Origin of the sequence: Pseudomonas sp. SM4 (assembly GCF_051913165.1) — a bacterium.
GTDB lineage: Bacteria > Pseudomonadota > Gammaproteobacteria > Pseudomonadales > Pseudomonadaceae > Aquipseudomonas.
On record NZ_JBODOE010000023.1, the window covers coordinates 17,937 to 30,838 of the forward strand.

General features: G+C 54.5%; 26 protein-coding genes. All 26 read right to left on the reverse strand.

Annotation, left to right across the window (positions count from 1 at the left end; all coding sequences use genetic code 11):
- Window positions 1–7: 7 nt before the first annotated feature.
- Window positions 8–1,009, reverse strand: coding sequence for a DNA-directed RNA polymerase subunit alpha (locus tag ACQ4MY_RS28550; RefSeq protein WP_003186012.1), 1,002 nt, complete (start codon window positions 1,007–1,009; stop codon window positions 8–10).
- Window positions 1,010–1,031: 22 nt separating this feature from the next.
- Window positions 1,032–1,652, reverse strand: coding sequence for a 30S ribosomal protein S4 (gene rpsD, locus ACQ4MY_RS28555; RefSeq protein WP_003176404.1), 621 nt, complete (start codon window positions 1,650–1,652; stop codon window positions 1,032–1,034).
- An 18-nt stretch (window positions 1,653–1,670) separates the two neighbouring features.
- Entirely contained in the window at window positions 1,671–2,060 is a 390-nt protein-coding gene (gene rpsK, locus ACQ4MY_RS28560) for a 30S ribosomal protein S11 (protein ID WP_002555466.1), read from the reverse strand.
- A 30-nt stretch (window positions 2,061–2,090) separates the two neighbouring features.
- Window positions 2,091–2,447, reverse strand: coding sequence for a 30S ribosomal protein S13 (gene rpsM, locus ACQ4MY_RS28565; protein WP_003186020.1), 357 nt, complete (start codon window positions 2,445–2,447; stop codon window positions 2,091–2,093).
- A 129-nt stretch (window positions 2,448–2,576) separates the two neighbouring features.
- Window positions 2,577–2,693: a 50S ribosomal protein L36 gene (rpmJ, locus tag ACQ4MY_RS28570; RefSeq protein ID WP_002555468.1), complete on the reverse strand. Its 117-nt coding sequence runs from the start codon at window positions 2,691–2,693 to the stop codon at window positions 2,577–2,579.
- Window positions 2,694–2,721: 28 nt separating this feature from the next.
- On the reverse strand, window positions 2,722–4,050 hold the full coding sequence (gene secY, locus ACQ4MY_RS28575) for a preprotein translocase subunit SecY (RefSeq protein ID WP_003228718.1): 1,329 nt from the start codon (window positions 4,048–4,050) through the stop codon (window positions 2,722–2,724).
- A complete protein-coding gene (gene rplO, locus ACQ4MY_RS28580) occupies window positions 4,051–4,488 on the reverse strand; it encodes a 50S ribosomal protein L15 (RefSeq protein WP_003228720.1) in 438 nt (145 codons plus the stop codon).
- A gap of 3 nt (window positions 4,489–4,491) precedes the next feature.
- Complete coding sequence (gene rpmD / locus ACQ4MY_RS28585; RefSeq protein WP_003176408.1) at window positions 4,492–4,668, reverse strand: 50S ribosomal protein L30; 177 nt, start codon at window positions 4,666–4,668, stop codon at window positions 4,492–4,494.
- Window positions 4,669–4,670: 2 nt separating this feature from the next.
- Window positions 4,671–5,171, reverse strand: a complete 501-nt coding sequence (gene rpsE / locus ACQ4MY_RS28590; protein ID WP_007943782.1) for a 30S ribosomal protein S5 — start codon at window positions 5,169–5,171, stop codon at window positions 4,671–4,673.
- A 3-nt stretch (window positions 5,172–5,174) separates the two neighbouring features.
- On the reverse strand, window positions 5,175–5,525 hold the full coding sequence (gene rplR / locus ACQ4MY_RS28595; protein ID WP_003186037.1) for a 50S ribosomal protein L18: 351 nt from the start codon (window positions 5,523–5,525) through the stop codon (window positions 5,175–5,177).
- A 10-nt stretch (window positions 5,526–5,535) separates the two neighbouring features.
- Window positions 5,536–6,069 (reverse strand): 50S ribosomal protein L6, encoded by a 534-nt coding sequence (rplF, locus tag ACQ4MY_RS28600; protein ID WP_003176412.1) that lies wholly within the window; start codon window positions 6,067–6,069, stop codon window positions 5,536–5,538.
- A gap of 12 nt (window positions 6,070–6,081) precedes the next feature.
- On the reverse strand, window positions 6,082–6,474 hold the full coding sequence (gene rpsH, locus ACQ4MY_RS28605; protein ID WP_007918458.1) for a 30S ribosomal protein S8: 393 nt from the start codon (window positions 6,472–6,474) through the stop codon (window positions 6,082–6,084).
- A 209-nt stretch (window positions 6,475–6,683) separates the two neighbouring features.
- Window positions 6,684–6,989, reverse strand: a complete 306-nt coding sequence (gene rpsN, locus ACQ4MY_RS28610) for a 30S ribosomal protein S14 (protein ID WP_003228726.1) — start codon at window positions 6,987–6,989, stop codon at window positions 6,684–6,686.
- A gap of 13 nt (window positions 6,990–7,002) precedes the next feature.
- Window positions 7,003–7,542: a 50S ribosomal protein L5 gene (gene rplE, locus ACQ4MY_RS28615; RefSeq protein WP_003176415.1), complete on the reverse strand. Its 540-nt coding sequence runs from the start codon at window positions 7,540–7,542 to the stop codon at window positions 7,003–7,005.
- A 20-nt stretch (window positions 7,543–7,562) separates the two neighbouring features.
- Window positions 7,563–7,877 carry a 50S ribosomal protein L24 gene (rplX, locus tag ACQ4MY_RS28620; protein WP_008081905.1) on the reverse strand — a complete coding sequence of 105 codons (315 nt, stop codon included), beginning with the start codon at window positions 7,875–7,877 and terminating at the stop codon, window positions 7,563–7,565.
- Window positions 7,878–7,888: 11 nt separating this feature from the next.
- Window positions 7,889–8,257 carry a 50S ribosomal protein L14 gene (rplN, locus tag ACQ4MY_RS28625; protein WP_002555479.1) on the reverse strand — a complete coding sequence of 123 codons (369 nt, stop codon included), beginning with the start codon at window positions 8,255–8,257 and terminating at the stop codon, window positions 7,889–7,891.
- Between the two features lie 23 nt (window positions 8,258–8,280).
- Entirely contained in the window at window positions 8,281–8,547 is a 267-nt protein-coding gene (gene rpsQ / locus ACQ4MY_RS28630; protein ID WP_003176419.1) for a 30S ribosomal protein S17, read from the reverse strand.
- A gap of 2 nt (window positions 8,548–8,549) precedes the next feature.
- The gene (gene rpmC / locus ACQ4MY_RS28635) at window positions 8,550–8,741 is read right to left on the reverse strand and encodes a 50S ribosomal protein L29 (RefSeq protein ID WP_002555481.1); all 192 of its coding nucleotides are present in this window, start codon (window positions 8,739–8,741) and stop codon (window positions 8,550–8,552) included.
- Complete coding sequence (gene rplP, locus ACQ4MY_RS28640; protein WP_007896757.1) at window positions 8,741–9,154, reverse strand: 50S ribosomal protein L16; 414 nt, start codon at window positions 9,152–9,154, stop codon at window positions 8,741–8,743. The genes rpmC and rplP overlap by 1 nt, the downstream gene beginning before the upstream one ends.
- Before the next feature lie 12 nt (window positions 9,155–9,166).
- On the reverse strand, window positions 9,167–9,853 hold the full coding sequence (gene rpsC, locus ACQ4MY_RS28645; protein WP_003176422.1) for a 30S ribosomal protein S3: 687 nt from the start codon (window positions 9,851–9,853) through the stop codon (window positions 9,167–9,169).
- Between the two features lie 13 nt (window positions 9,854–9,866).
- Complete coding sequence (rplV, locus tag ACQ4MY_RS28650) at window positions 9,867–10,199, reverse strand: 50S ribosomal protein L22 (RefSeq protein ID WP_003103908.1); 333 nt, start codon at window positions 10,197–10,199, stop codon at window positions 9,867–9,869.
- 11 nt (window positions 10,200–10,210) lie between these two features.
- Window positions 10,211–10,486, reverse strand: a complete 276-nt coding sequence (gene rpsS / locus ACQ4MY_RS28655; protein ID WP_003228731.1) for a 30S ribosomal protein S19 — start codon at window positions 10,484–10,486, stop codon at window positions 10,211–10,213.
- 16 nt (window positions 10,487–10,502) lie between these two features.
- Window positions 10,503–11,327: a 50S ribosomal protein L2 gene (gene rplB / locus ACQ4MY_RS28660; protein WP_003228734.1), complete on the reverse strand. Its 825-nt coding sequence runs from the start codon at window positions 11,325–11,327 to the stop codon at window positions 10,503–10,505.
- Between the two features lie 14 nt (window positions 11,328–11,341).
- Entirely contained in the window at window positions 11,342–11,641 is a 300-nt protein-coding gene (gene rplW, locus ACQ4MY_RS28665) for a 50S ribosomal protein L23 (protein ID WP_002555488.1), read from the reverse strand.
- Window positions 11,638–12,240 (reverse strand): 50S ribosomal protein L4, encoded by a 603-nt coding sequence (gene rplD / locus ACQ4MY_RS28670; protein ID WP_440097241.1) that lies wholly within the window; start codon window positions 12,238–12,240, stop codon window positions 11,638–11,640. Before rplD ends, rplW begins: the two co-directional genes overlap by 4 nt.
- A gap of 12 nt (window positions 12,241–12,252) precedes the next feature.
- The gene (gene rplC / locus ACQ4MY_RS28675; RefSeq protein ID WP_003228738.1) at window positions 12,253–12,888 is read right to left on the reverse strand and encodes a 50S ribosomal protein L3; all 636 of its coding nucleotides are present in this window, start codon (window positions 12,886–12,888) and stop codon (window positions 12,253–12,255) included.
- Between the last annotated feature and the right edge of the window lie 14 nt (window positions 12,889–12,902).

A 12,902-nucleotide genomic window follows, 5' to 3' on the forward strand; every position in this document is an offset into this window, starting at 1 on the left:
ACGACGATCAGGCAGTCGCCTTGTCGTCCTTCTTAAGACTTGCAGGCGGCCAGTTGTCGAGGCGCATGCCGAGGGACAGACCGCGGGAGGCCAGAACGTCCTTGATTTCAGTCAAGGATTTCTTGCCCAGGTTCGGAGTCTTCAACAGCTCTACTTCGGTACGCTGAATCAGGTCACCGATGTAGTAGATGTTTTCCGCCTTAAGGCAGTTAGCCGAACGTACAGTCAGTTCCAGATCGTCAACCGGGCGAAGCAGGATCGGATCGATCTCGTCTTCCTGCTCGACAACCACCGGCTCACTGTCACCTTTGAGGTCGACGAACGCAGCCAACTGCTGTTGCAGGATGGTTGCAGCGCGGCGAATAGCCTCTTCAGGATCCAGAGTACCGTTGGTTTCCAGATCAATAACCAGCTTGTCCAGGTTGGTACGCTGCTCGACACGGGCGTTTTCCACCACGTATGCGATACGGCGAACCGGGCTGAACGAAGAGTCAAGCTGCAAGCGACCGATGCTGCGGCTTTCGTCTTCATCGCTCTGACGCGAGTCGGCTGGTTCATAACCACGACCACGAGCTACGGTGAGCTTCATGTTCAGGGCGCCGTTAGACGCCAGGTTAGCGATTACGTGATCGGGATTAACGATCTCGACATCATGATCCAGCTGAATATCGGCAGCGGTAACCACCCCCGAACCCTTCTTCGACAAGGTCAGCGTAACTTCGTCACGACCGTGCAGCTTGATGGCCAGACCTTTAAGGTTCAACAGGATTTCAATTACGTCTTCCTGTACACCTTCGATGGCGCTGTACTCGTGGAGCACACCGTCAATCTCGGCCTCGACTACTGCGCAGCCGGGCATTGAGGACAACAGGATGCGTCGCAGCGCGTTGCCCAGGGTGTGGCCAAAACCACGCTCGAGAGGCTCGAGAGTGATCTTGGCGCGGGTTGGACTGACAACCTGCACATCAATATGGCGGGGTGTCAGGAACTCATTTACCGAAATCTGCATGGATGCACCTATTTTCTAGCCCTTACTTGGAGTAGAGCTCGACAATCAGGCTTTCGTTGATGTCGGCGGACAGATCACTGCGAGCAGGAACGTTCTTGAAAACGCCCGACTTCTTCTCAGTGTCTACTTCTACCCATTCTACGCGGCCACGTTGGGCACACAGATCGAGAGCTTGGACAATGCGAAGTTGGTTTTTTGCTTTCTCGCGAACTGCAACCACGTCACCAGCACGAACCTGATACGACGGAACGTTTACGGTCTGACCGTTAACGCTGATCGACTTGTGCGATACCAGCTGACGGGATTCGGCACGAGTCGAACCAAAGCCCATACGGTATACAACGTTGTCCAGACGGCATTCGAGCAGTTGCAGCAGGTTTTCACCGGTTGCACCTTTCTTGCCAGCAGCTTCTTTGTAGTAGCCGCTGAATTGACGCTCGAGAACGCCGTAGATACGACGGACCTTCTGCTTTTCACGCAGTTGGGTGCCGTAATCGGACTGGCGACCGCGGCGTTGGCCGTGGATACCAGGTGCTGCTTCAATGTTGCACTTCGATTCGATCGCGCGCACGCCGCTCTTCAGGAAGAGATCGGTGCCCTCGCGACGAGCGAGTTTGCATTTTGGACCAATGTAACGAGCCATTCTTTACAATCTCCTGGATTACACGCGGCGCTTCTTCGGCGGACGGCACCCGTTGTGCGGGATTGGCGTCACGTCGGTGATGCTGGCGATCTTATAGCCACAGCCGTTCAATGCACGGACAGCAGACTCACGACCTGGACCTGGACCTTTGACGTTAACGTCGAGGTTTTTCAGGCCATATTCCAGCGCAGCTTGACCAGCACGTTCAGCAGCTACTTGAGCAGCAAACGGGGTGGACTTGCGGGAACCGCGGAAACCCGAACCACCGGAGGTAGCCCAAGAAAGCGCGTTACCTTGACGGTCGGTGATGGTCACGATGGTGTTGTTAAAAGAAGCATGGATGTGGGCGATGCCATCAACCACTGTCTTTTTAACTTTTTTACGAGGACGAGCAGCAGGTTTTGCCATGATTAATTTCCTGTCGATTCGCGTGGGCGATTACTTGCGGATCGGCTTACGCGGACCTTTACGGGTACGCGCGTTAGTCTTGGTACGCTGACCGCGTACTGGAAGACCACGACGATGACGCAGACCACGGTAGCAACCGAGGTCCATCAAACGCTTGATTTTCATGTTGATTTCGCGACGCAGGTCACCTTCAGTGGTGAACTTCGCCACTTCGCCACGCAACTGCTCAATCTGCTCGTCGCTCAGATCTTTGATCTTTGCGGCTGGGTTTACCCCAGTCACTGCGCAAATTTTCTGCGCAGTAGTGCGACCAACACCATAGATGTAGGTCAGCGAGATAACAGTGTGCTTGTTATCTGGAATGTTAACGCCTGCAATACGGGCCATTCAGTGGGACTCCAATTGACAGCTACCTACGCCCCGGAAGCCAAGAAATAGGGCGCGAGATAATATCGCTGTAATAACAAATAATCAACCCGGCAGCGCACTAGCTGCCGGGCTTCAAGCGGATCACACTCAGCCTTGGCGCTGTTTGTGACGCGGTTCCGCGCTGCAAATTACTCGAACAACACCTTCGCGGCGAATAATCTTGCAGTTACGGCACAGCTTTTTCACCGATGCACGAACTTTCATCACCAACTCCTCGAACCTTATGGGGTACTCAGCGCAACATGCCGCTGCCGTAGCCCTTCAGGTTGGCTTTCTTCATCAGGGATTCGTACTGGTGCGAAACGAGGTGCGATTGTACTTGGGACATGAAGTCCATCACAACCACGACCACGATCAGCAACGAGGTCCCGCCAAGGTAGAACGGTACGTTTGCTGCGACCACCAGGAACTGGGGAAGCAGACACACGGCCGTCATGTAAAGAGCACCGAACATGGTCAAGCGAGTCAGAACGCCATCAATGTAGCGCGCAGACTGCTCACCTGGACGGATGCCCGGAATAAAGGCACCGGACTTCTTCAGGTTTTCCGCTACGTCTTTCGGATTGAACATCAACGCCGTATAGAAGAAGCAGAAGAAAATAATCCCTGCACTAAACAGCAGAATATTCAACGGCTGACCAGGAGCGATCGACTGCGAGATGTCCTGCAACCAGCCCATACCTTCAGACTGACCAAACCAGGCACCCAGCGAAGCCGGGAACAGCAAAATGCTGCTCGCGAAAATAGCCGGAATAACACCAGCCATGTTCACTTTCAGCGGCAAGTGGCTTGTCTGCGCAGCAAAAACCTTGCGGCCCTGCTGACGCTTGGCGTAATGAACAGCGATACGACGCTGACCACGCTCAATGAACACCACAAAACCGATAATCGCTACTGCCAGCAAACCGATGGCAACCAGGGCGAAGATATTGATATCACCCTGACGCGCAGACTCGAAAGACTGCCCGATTGCTCTCGGAAGACCGGCGACGATACCCGAAAAAATCAACATCGAGATACCGTTACCTACACCGCGCTCAGTAATCTGCTCACCCAGCCACATCATGAACATCGCGCCAGCCACAAACGTGGATACCGCAACGAAATGGAAGCCAAAGTCACCAGTGAACGCAACGCCCTGCCCCGCCAGACCAATGGACATGCCAATAGCCTGAACGAGAGCGAGAACGACGGTGCCGTAGCGGGTGTACTGGCTGATCTTGCGACGGCCAGCTTCACCTTCCTTCTTCAACTGCTCCAGCTGCGGGCTGACGGCGGTCATCAGTTGCATGATGATCGATGCCGAAATGTACGGCATGATCCCCAGTGCAAAGATGCTCATCCGTTCCAGCGCGCCGCCGGAGAACATGTTGAACAAGCTAAGAATGGTCCCCTCATTCTGTCGAAACAGGTCTGCGAGTCGGTCCGGGTTGATACCTGGAACCGGGATGTGTGCGCCTATTCGGTAGACGATAATCGCCAGGAACAGAAAACGCAGACGAGCCCAGAGTTCAGACATACCGCCTTTGCCGAGCGCAGAGAGAGCACCTTGCTTAGCCATTTATTCCTCGAACTTGCCGCCAGCTGCTTCGATAGCCGCACGCGCACCTTTGGTGGCGCCGATTCCCTTGCCGATAGTGACAGCGCGAGTCACTTCACCGGACAGCATGATTTTCACACGCTGTACGTTGACGTTGATCACGTTGGCATCTTTCAGGGACTGCACGGTGACGATGTCGCCTTCCACTTTAGCCAACTCGGACAGACGCACTTCTGCGCGATCCATGGCTTTCAGGGAAACGAAACCGAACTTCGGCAGGCGACGATGCAGCGGCTGTTGACCGCCTTCAAAGCCTGGAGCAATGGTGCCACCGGAGCGGGAGGTTTGACCTTTGTGGCCACGGCCACCAGTCTTACCCAAACCGCTACCGATACCACGGCCCGGACGATGCTTTTCGCGACGGGAACCCGGCGCTGGACTCAGATCATTGAGTTTCATCGATTAACCCTCGACACGCAGCATGTAGTAAGCCTTGTTGATCATCCCGCGATTCTCGGGAGTATCCTGGACTTCTACAGTGTGACCGATGCGACGCAGACCCAGACCCTTAACGCACAGTTTGTGGTTAGGGATGCGGCCGGTCATGCTTTTGATCAGCGTTACTTTAACGGTAGCCATGATCAGAAGATCTCCTTGACGCTTTTGCCACGCTTGGCGGCAATGGATTCAGGAGATTGCATAGCTTTCAAACCTTTGAAAGTGGCGTGAACCACGTTTACCGGGTTAGTCGAGCCATAGCACTTGGCCAGAACGTTCTGAACGCCAGCAACTTCGAGGACAGCACGCATAGCGCCGCCAGCGATGATACCGGTACCTTCAGAAGCAGGCTGCATGTACACCTTCGAAGCGCCGTGACCGGACTTCATTGCGTACTGCAGAGTGGTGCCGTTCAGGTCAACTTGGATCATGTTGCGGCGAGCAGCTTCCATTGCCTTCTGGATCGCAGCAGGCACTTCACGCGACTTGCCACGGCCGAAGCCAACACGCCCTTTACCATCACCAACCACGGTCAACGCGGTGAAAGTGAAGATACGGCCGCCTTTAACGGTTTTGGCTACGCGGTTAACTTGAACCAGCTTCTCAATGTAGCCTTCGTCGCGCTTTTGGTCGTTATTTGACATAACTTAGAACTCCAGCCCAGCTTCACGAGCAGCATCAGCCAGCGCTTTAACGCGGCCGTGGTACTTGAAGCCAGAGCGGTCGAAAGCCACTTGCGAGACGCCAGCGGCCTTAGCACGCGTAGCGACCAGCTGGCCAACCTTTGTGGCCGCGTCGATGTTGCCAGTGGCGCCATCACGCAGTTCTTTATCCAAAGTCGAGGCAGATGCCAGGACTTTGTTGCCGTCGGCCGAGATGACCTGGGCGTAGATGTGCTGCGACGAGCGGAACACGCAGAGACGCACGACTTCTAGTTCGTGCATTTTCAGGCGTGCTTTGCGAGCGCGACGCAGTCGAGTAACTTTTTTGTCGGTCATTTGCTATGCCCTACTTCTTCTTGGCTTCTTTACGACGGACGACTTCGTCCGCGTAGCGCACACCTTTGCCTTTGTACGGCTCTGGTGGACGGAAGTCGCGGATCTCAGCGGCCACTTGACCTACCAGCTGCTTATCGATGCCCTTGATCAGGATATCGGTCTGGCTAGGAGTCTCAGCGGTGATGCCTTCCGGCAGTTCGTAATCCACTGGGTGCGAGAAGCCAAGGGCAAGGTTCAGAACCGTGCCTTTTGCTTGCGCTTTGTAACCAACACCGACCAGCTGGAGCTTACGCTCGAAGCCTTGGCTTACGCCTTGGACCATGTTGTTTACCAACGCACGCGTGGTACCGGCCATTGCGCGAGTTTGTTGATCGCCATTGCGAGCAGCGAAACGCAGCTCACCAGCTTCTTCAACAATCTCAACGGACGAATGGATGTTCAGTTCGAGAGTGCCCTTGGCACCCTTCACCGAAAGCTGTTGGCCTGCGAATTTTACTTCGACACCGGCTGGCAGCTTAACGGGGTTCTTAGCGACGCGAGACATGCTTATCCCCCCTTAGAACACAGTGCAAAGAACTTCGCCGCCGACACCGGCAGCGCGCGCAGCACGATCCGTCATCACACCTTTGTTGGTGGAGACGATAGACACGCCAAGACCGCCACGAACTTTCGGCAGATCTTCAACGGACTTGTACTGACGCAGGCCTGGACGACTAACGCGCTTCACTTCTTCGATAACCGGACGGCCTTCGAAGTACTTCAGCTCGATGGACAACGACGGCTTAGCGTCGGTGGTGATCTGAAAATCCGCGATGTAACCTTCGTCCTTCAGGACTTTTGCTACAGCCACCTTCAACGTGGAAGACGGCATGCTTACGACAGACTTTTCAGCCATCTGGGCATTACGGATTCGAGTTAGCATGTCCGCTAACGGGTCCTGCATACTCATGGGCTAGACGCTCCTAGTACAGAAAAATTAGCCTCGCGGCTACTACTTGTCGCCGAGAACTTCCGGGCATGAAAAACACGGGCTCAGGCGAGCCGGTCATTCTAGACACACCCCAGAAATGAATCAAGCCCCAAAAGGGGCTTGATTCAGATTCAAGGCCACCGATGGTCAGGTTCTTGCGAACCCGAGCATCGAGACTTTGACAGCAATTACCAGCTGGCTTTAACCAGACCTGGCACGTCACCACGCATTGCAGCTTCACGCAGCTTGTTACGGCCAAGGCCGAACTTGCGGTAAACGCCGTGCGGACGACCAGTCAGGCGGCAACGGTTACGCATGCGCGAAGCGCTTGCGTCACGTGGTTGCTTCTGCAGAGCTACGGTAGCTTCCCAACGTGCTTCTGGACTTGCGTTCAGATCAACGATGATAGCTTTCAGCGCTGCACGCTTGGTGGCGTACTTGGCAACAGTGAGCTGACGCTTCAGCTCACGGTTTTTCATGCTCTTCTTGGCCATTTTCCTACTCCAATCAGTTGCGGAACGGGAATTTGAAAGCACGCAGCAGAGCGCGGCCTTCATCATCGTTCTTGGCAGTGGTGGTCAGGGTAATGTCCAGACCGCGGAGAGCATCGATCTTGTCGTAGTCGATTTCCGGGAAAATGATCTGCTCTTTCACGCCCATGCTGTAGTTACCACGACCATCGAAGGACTTGGCATTCAGGCCGCGGAAGTCGCGAACCCGAGGCAGGGAGATCGACAGCAGACGATCCAGGAACTCGTACATACGCTCACGGCGCAGAGTCACTTTGACGCCGATCGGCCATCCTTCACGGACTTTAAAGCCAGCGATGGATTTACGAGCGTAGGTCACAACGACTTTTTGGCCGGTGATCTTTTCCAGGTCAGCAACAGCGTGCTCGATGACTTTCTTGTCACCAACAGCTTCGCCCAGACCCATGTTCAGGGTGATCTTTGTAACGCGTGGAACTTCCATCACGTTCGAAAGCTTAAGTTCTTCCTTAAGCTTCGGTGCGATTTCCTTCCAGTAAATCTCTTTTAGTCGTGCCATGGTCTTCTACCTAGCAGTGTTCAAGCATCAACCGCTTTTTGGGTCGACTTGAAGACACGAATTTTCTTGCCGTCTTCTACTTTGAAACCAACGCGGTCAGCCTTGTTGGTTTCGCCGTTGAAAATGGCGACGTTAGAAGCGTCCAGTGGAGCTTCTTTTTCGACGATACCGCCTTGCACGCCCGACATCGGGTTAGGCTTGGTATGACGCTTTACCAGGTTCAGACCGCTGATAACCAGACGGTTATTAGCAAGAACCTTAAGCACCTTACCGCGCTTACCTTTGTCTTTGCCGGCGATCACGATGATCTCGTCGTCACGACGAATCTTTTGCATGTCGGATCTCCTTACAGCACTTCTGGGGCGAGCGAGACGATCTTCATGAACTTCTCAGTACGAAGTTCACGGGTCACTGGCCCAAAGATACGGGTGCCGATCGGCTCTTGCTTGTTGTTCAGAAGAACAGCAGCGTTGCCATCAAAGCGGATAATGGAGCCATCAGCACGACGTACGCCGTGACGAGTGCGGACTACAACAGCAGTCATCACTTGGCCTTTTTTCACTTTACCGCGAGGAATTGCTTCCTTGACGGTAACTTTGATGATGTCACCGATACCAGCGTAACGACGATGGGAGCCACCCAGCACCTTGATGCACATAACACGGCGAGCGCCGCTGTTATCGGCCACATCGAGCATGGATTGAGTCTGAATCATATAATTTCTCCGACCCCTAGTCCTTAGACTTCCACAGCGCGTTCGAGAACATCAACCAGCGCCCAAGACTTGGTCTTGGCCAAAGGACGAGTTTCACGAATAGTGACTTTGTCGCCGATGTGGCACTGATTGGTTTCGTCGTGCGCGTGCAGCTTAGTCGAACGCTTAACGTATTTACCGTAGATCGGGTGCTTAACGCGACGCTCGATCAGAACGGTGATGGTTTTGTCCATCTTGTCGCTGACAACACGGCCAGTCAGCGTACGGACAGTTTTTTCGGCTTCAGCCATGATCACTTACCTGCCTGCTGGTTGAGCACAGTCTTCACGCGAGCGATGTCACGTTTAACTTGCGAGAGCAGATGAGACTGCCCCAACTGGCCAGTTGCTTTCTGCATACGCAGATTGAACTGGTCGCGCAGCAAGCCGAGCAGTTGCTCGTTCAGCTGCTGTGCGGATTTTTCACGAAGTTCATTCGCTTTCATCACATCACCGTCCGTTTAACAAAGGCGGTGGCGAGCGGCAGCTTTGCAGCAGCCAGGGCAAAAGCCTCACGCGCCAGCTCTTCAGAAACACCCTCGATTTCATACAGGACTTTGCCTGGCTGAATCTGGGCAACCCAGTACTCCACACTACCCTTACCTTTACCCATACGAACTTCGAGGGGCTTTTTGGAAATAGGCTTGTCCGGGAATACACGGATCCAGATCTTGCCGCCACGTTTAACGTGACGGGTCAGTGCACGACGCGCTGACTCGATCTGACGAGCGGTGAGACGACCACGAGCTACAGACTTCAGCGCGAACTCGCCGAAGCTGACTTTGCTACCGCGCTGAGCCAGACCACGGTTGTGGCCTGTCATCTGCTTGCGGAACTTCGTACGCTTAGGTTGCAACATTTGGCGTACCCCTTACTTAGCAGCTTTTTTACGAGGCGCTGGTGCTTGTGGTTTCAGCTCTTCTTGGCGACCACCAATTACTTCGCCTTTGAAGATCCAAACCTTTACACCGATCACACCGTAAGTGGTGTGAGCTTCGTAGTTGGCATAGTCGATGTCGGCACGCAGGGTGTGCAATGGCACACGACCTTCGCGATACCATTCAGTACGTGCGATTTCAGCACCGCCGAGACGACCGCTCACTTGGATTTTGATGCCCTTGGCACCAATGCGCATGGCGTTCTGTACTGCGCGCTTCATCGCGCGACGGAACATTACACGACGCTCCAGCTGCTGAGCTACGCTCTGCGCAACCAGCATACCGTCGAGTTCCGGCTTGCGGATCTCTTCGATATTGATGTGCACAGGCACACCCATTTGCTTGGTCAGGTCCTGACGCAGTTTCTCAACATCTTCACCTTTCTTCCCGATAACGATACCTGGACGAGCGGTGTGGATGGTGATACGTGCAGTTTGGGCCGGACGATGGATATCGATACGGCTTACGGACGCGCTTTTTAGTTTGTCTTGGAGATACTCACGCACTTTCAGATCTGCGAACAAGTAGTCCGCATAAGTCCGACCGTCTGCGTACCAGACGGAGGTGTGCTCCTTGACGATTCCCAGGCGAATGCCAATGGGATGTACTTTCTGACCCATCTCTTCGACTCCGTTACTTGTCAGCAACCTTGACAGTGATATGGCAAGACCGCTTGACGATGCGATCAGCACGGCCTTTGGCACGTGGCATGATGCGCTTCAGCGAACGCCCTTCGTTGACGAAAACGGTGCTGACCTTCAGGTCATCAACGTCTGCGCCTTCGTTATGCTCGGCGTTGGCTACGGCCGACTCCAGCACTTTCTTCATGATCTCGGCGGCTTTCTTACTGCTGAAAGCCAACAAGTTGAGCGCTTCGCCCACCTTCTTCCCGCGGATCTGGTCGGCGACCAAGCGGGCTTTCTGGGCGGAGATTCGAGCGCCCGACAACTTAGCGGCTACTTCCATTTCCTAACCCCTTAACGCTTGGCTTTCTTGTCAGCCACGTGCCCACGATAAGTGCGGGTACCGGCGAACTCGCCCAGTTTATGGCCGACCATGTCTTCGTTCACGAGAACTGGGACGTGCTGACGACCGTTATGTACGGCGATGGTCAGACCGACCATCTGTGGCAGGATCATCGAACGACGCGACCAAGTCTTAATTGGTTTGCGATCGTTCTTTTCCGCCGCCACTTCGATCTTCTTCAGTAGGTGAAGATCAATAAAAGGACCTTTTTTCAGAGAACGTGGCACTGTCGTATCCCTCTATTTACTTGCGACGACGGACGATCATTTTGTCGGTACGCTTATTACCACGAGTCTTCGCGCCCTTAGTCGGGAAGCCCCATGGCGATACCGGATGACGACCACCAGAGGTACGACCTTCACCACCACCATGTGGGTGGTCAACCGGGTTCATGGCAACACCACGAACGGTTGGGCGAACGCCACGCCAGCGTTTGGCACCAGCTTTACCCAGCGAACGCAGGCTGTGCTCGGAGTTCGAGACTTCGCCCAGGGTCGCACGGCATTCAGCCAGGACTTTACGCATTTCACCGGAACGCAGACGCAGGGTAACGTACACACCTTCACGAGCGATCAGCTGAGCCGAAGCACCAGCGGAACGAGCGATCTGCGCGCCTTTACCTGGCTTCAGTTCGATGCCGTGTACGGTAGAACCCACTGGAATGTTGCGCAGTTGCAGAGCGTTGCCTGGCTTGATTGGAGCCAGAGCGCCTGCGATCAGCTGGTCGCCAGCACTCACGCCTTTAGGGGCGATGATGTAGCGGCGCTCGCCGTCTGCGTAGCAGAGCAGTGCGATGTGAGCAGTACGGTTTGGATCGTATTCGATACGCTCGACAGTGGCGACGATGCCATCTTTGTCGTTGCGACGGAAATCGACCATACGATAATGCTGCTTATGACCACCACCGATGTGACGCGTGGTAATACGGCCATTGTTGTTACGACCACCAGTCTTCGATTTTTTCTCGAGCAGCGGTGCGTGAGGAGCGCCTTTATGCAGCTCCTGGTTGACCACCTTGACCACAAAACGGCGGCCAGGGGAAGTCGGTTTGCATTTAACGATTGCCATGATGCACCCCTTCCTTACTCAGCACTGCTGCTGAAATCGAGATCTTGGCCTGGCTGAAGGGAGATAACTGCCTTCTTCCAGTCATTACGCTTGCCCAGACCGCGAGCTGTGCGCTTGCTCTTACCCAGAACGTTCAGGGTAGTAACACGCTCAACTTTCACGCTGAACAGGCTTTCGACGGCCTTCTTGATTTCCAGCTTGGTTGCGTCAGTTGCAACCTTGAAAACGAACTGGCCTTTCTTGTCAGCCAGAACCGTAGCCTTCTCGGAAACGTGCGGGCCAAGCAGAACTTTAAATACGCGTTCCTGGTTCATCCCAGCAGCTCCTCGAATTTCTTCACGGCCGACACGGTGATCAACACCTTGTCGTATGCGATCAGACTAACTGGATCGGAACCTTGAACGTCACGTACATCTACGTGCGGCAGGTTACGAGCAGCCAGGTACAGGTTCTGATCAACAGCGTCCGACACGATCAAAACGTCGGTCAGGCTCATGCTGTTCAGCTTGCCCAGCAGATCTTTGGTTTTCGGAGTTTCAACAGCGAAATCCTGAACCACGACCAGACGATCAGTACGCACCAGCTCAGCAAGGATGGAACGCATTGCTGCGCGATACATCTTCTTGTTCAGCTTCTGGGAGTGATCCTGTGGACGTGCTGCAAAAGTGGTACCGCCGCCACGCCAGATTGGGCTACGGATAGTACCGGCACGAGCACGGCCAGTACCTTTCTGACGCCATGGGCGCTTACCGCCACCACGAACGTCGGAACGGGTCTTTTGCTGCTTGGTACCTTGACGGCCGCCGGCCATGTAGGCCACGACTGCTTGGTGAACCAGCGTCTCGTTGAATTCGCCGCCAAATGTCAGTTCGGAAACTTCGATCGCTTGAGCGTCATTTACATTTAATTGCATGTCAGCTTCCCCTTAACCGCGAGCCTTGGCTGCTGGACGTACAACCAGGTTGCCGCCAGTAGCGCCAGGAACAGCACCCTTGACCAACAACAGATTGCGTTCAGCGTCCACGCGCACTACTTCCAGGGACTGCACGGTCACGCGCTCAGCGCCCATATGACCGGACATTTTTTTGCCCTTGAATACACGACCAGGAGTCTGGCACTGGCCGATAGAGCCTGGGACGCGGTGGGATACGGAGTTACCGTGGGTGTTATCTTGCCCGCGGAAATTCCAACGCTTGATCGTACCCTGGAAGCCTTTACCCTTGGACTGACCGGTTACATCAACCAGTTGACCAGCGGCGAAGATTTCAGCGTTGATCAGATCGCCAGCCTGGTACTCGCCTTCTTCAAGACGGAATTCCATGGTGGTGCGACCAGCGGCAACGTTCGCTTTAGCGAAGTGGCCAGCTTGAGCTGCTGTTACACGCGAAGCACGACGCTCGCCGACAGTGACTTGCACTGCACGATAGCCATCGGTCTCTTCAGTTTTGAACTGGGTGACGCGATTCGGTTCGATCTCAATGACCGTGACCGGAATGGAGACACCTTCTTCGGTGAAAATACGGGTCATACCGCATTTACGACCGACTACACCAATAGTCATGTTGTAAACCTCAT

Bases quoted from the DNA above. Each gene is read 5' to 3' on its own strand.
- rplR (WP_003186037.1), bottom strand. From the start codon at position 5,525: ATGACCGACAAAAAAGTTACTCGACTGCGTCGCGCTCGCAAAGCACGC.
- rplB (WP_003228734.1), bottom strand. From the start codon at position 11,327: ATGGCAATCGTTAAATGCAAACCGACTTCCCCTGGCCGCCGTTTTGTG.
- secY (WP_003228718.1), bottom strand. From the start codon at position 4,050: ATGGCTAAGCAAGGTGCTCTCTCTGCGCTCGGCAAAGGCGGTATGTCT.
- rpsD (WP_003176404.1), bottom strand. From the start codon at position 1,652: ATGGCTCGTTACATTGGTCCAAAATGCAAACTCGCTCGTCGCGAGGGC.
- rplD (WP_440097241.1), bottom strand. From the start codon at position 12,240: ATGCAATTAAATGTAAATGACGCTCAAGCGATCGAAGTTTCCGAACTG.
- rpsQ (WP_003176419.1), bottom strand. From the start codon at position 8,547: ATGGCTGAAGCCGAAAAAACTGTCCGTACGCTGACTGGCCGTGTTGTC.
- rplX (WP_008081905.1), bottom strand. From the start codon at position 7,877: ATGCAAAAGATTCGTCGTGACGACGAGATCATCGTGATCGCCGGCAAA.
- rpsE (WP_007943782.1), bottom strand. From the start codon at position 5,171: ATGTCAAATAACGACCAAAAGCGCGACGAAGGCTACATTGAGAAGCTG.
- rplF (WP_003176412.1), bottom strand. From the start codon at position 6,069: ATGTCTCGCGTCGCTAAGAACCCCGTTAAGCTGCCAGCCGGTGTCGAA.
- rpmC (WP_002555481.1), bottom strand. From the start codon at position 8,741: ATGAAAGCGAATGAACTTCGTGAAAAATCCGCACAGCAGCTGAACGAG.
- ACQ4MY_RS28550 (WP_003186012.1), bottom strand. From the start codon at position 1,009: ATGCAGATTTCGGTAAATGAGTTCCTGACACCCCGCCATATTGATGTG.
- rplV (WP_003103908.1), bottom strand. From the start codon at position 10,199: ATGGAAGTAGCCGCTAAGTTGTCGGGCGCTCGAATCTCCGCCCAGAAA.
- rplN (WP_002555479.1), bottom strand. From the start codon at position 8,257: ATGATTCAGACTCAATCCATGCTCGATGTGGCCGATAACAGCGGCGCT.
- rpsN (WP_003228726.1), bottom strand. From the start codon at position 6,989: ATGGCCAAGAAGAGCATGAAAAACCGTGAGCTGAAGCGTCAGCTCACT.
- rplE (WP_003176415.1), bottom strand. From the start codon at position 7,542: ATGGCACGACTAAAAGAGATTTACTGGAAGGAAATCGCACCGAAGCTT.
- rplC (WP_003228738.1), bottom strand. From the start codon at position 12,888: ATGACTATTGGTGTAGTCGGTCGTAAATGCGGTATGACCCGTATTTTC.
- rpsC (WP_003176422.1), bottom strand. From the start codon at position 9,853: ATGGGTCAGAAAGTACATCCCATTGGCATTCGCCTGGGAATCGTCAAG.
- rpmJ (WP_002555468.1), bottom strand. From the start codon at position 2,693: ATGAAAGTTCGTGCATCGGTGAAAAAGCTGTGCCGTAACTGCAAGATT.
- rpmD (WP_003176408.1), bottom strand. From the start codon at position 4,668: ATGGCTACCGTTAAAGTAACGCTGATCAAAAGCATGACCGGCCGCATC.
- rpsK (WP_002555466.1), bottom strand. From the start codon at position 2,060: ATGGCAAAACCTGCTGCTCGTCCTCGTAAAAAAGTTAAAAAGACAGTG.
- rpsM (WP_003186020.1), bottom strand. From the start codon at position 2,447: ATGGCCCGTATTGCAGGCGTTAACATTCCAGATAACAAGCACACTGTT.
- rplO (WP_003228720.1), bottom strand. From the start codon at position 4,488: ATGAAACTCAATGATCTGAGTCCAGCGCCGGGTTCCCGTCGCGAAAAG.
- rpsH (WP_007918458.1), bottom strand. From the start codon at position 6,474: ATGAGTATGCAGGACCCGTTAGCGGACATGCTAACTCGAATCCGTAAT.
- rplW (WP_002555488.1), bottom strand. From the start codon at position 11,641: ATGAACCAGGAACGCGTATTTAAAGTTCTGCTTGGCCCGCACGTTTCC.
- rplP (WP_007896757.1), bottom strand. From the start codon at position 9,154: ATGTTGCAACCTAAGCGTACGAAGTTCCGCAAGCAGATGACAGGCCAC.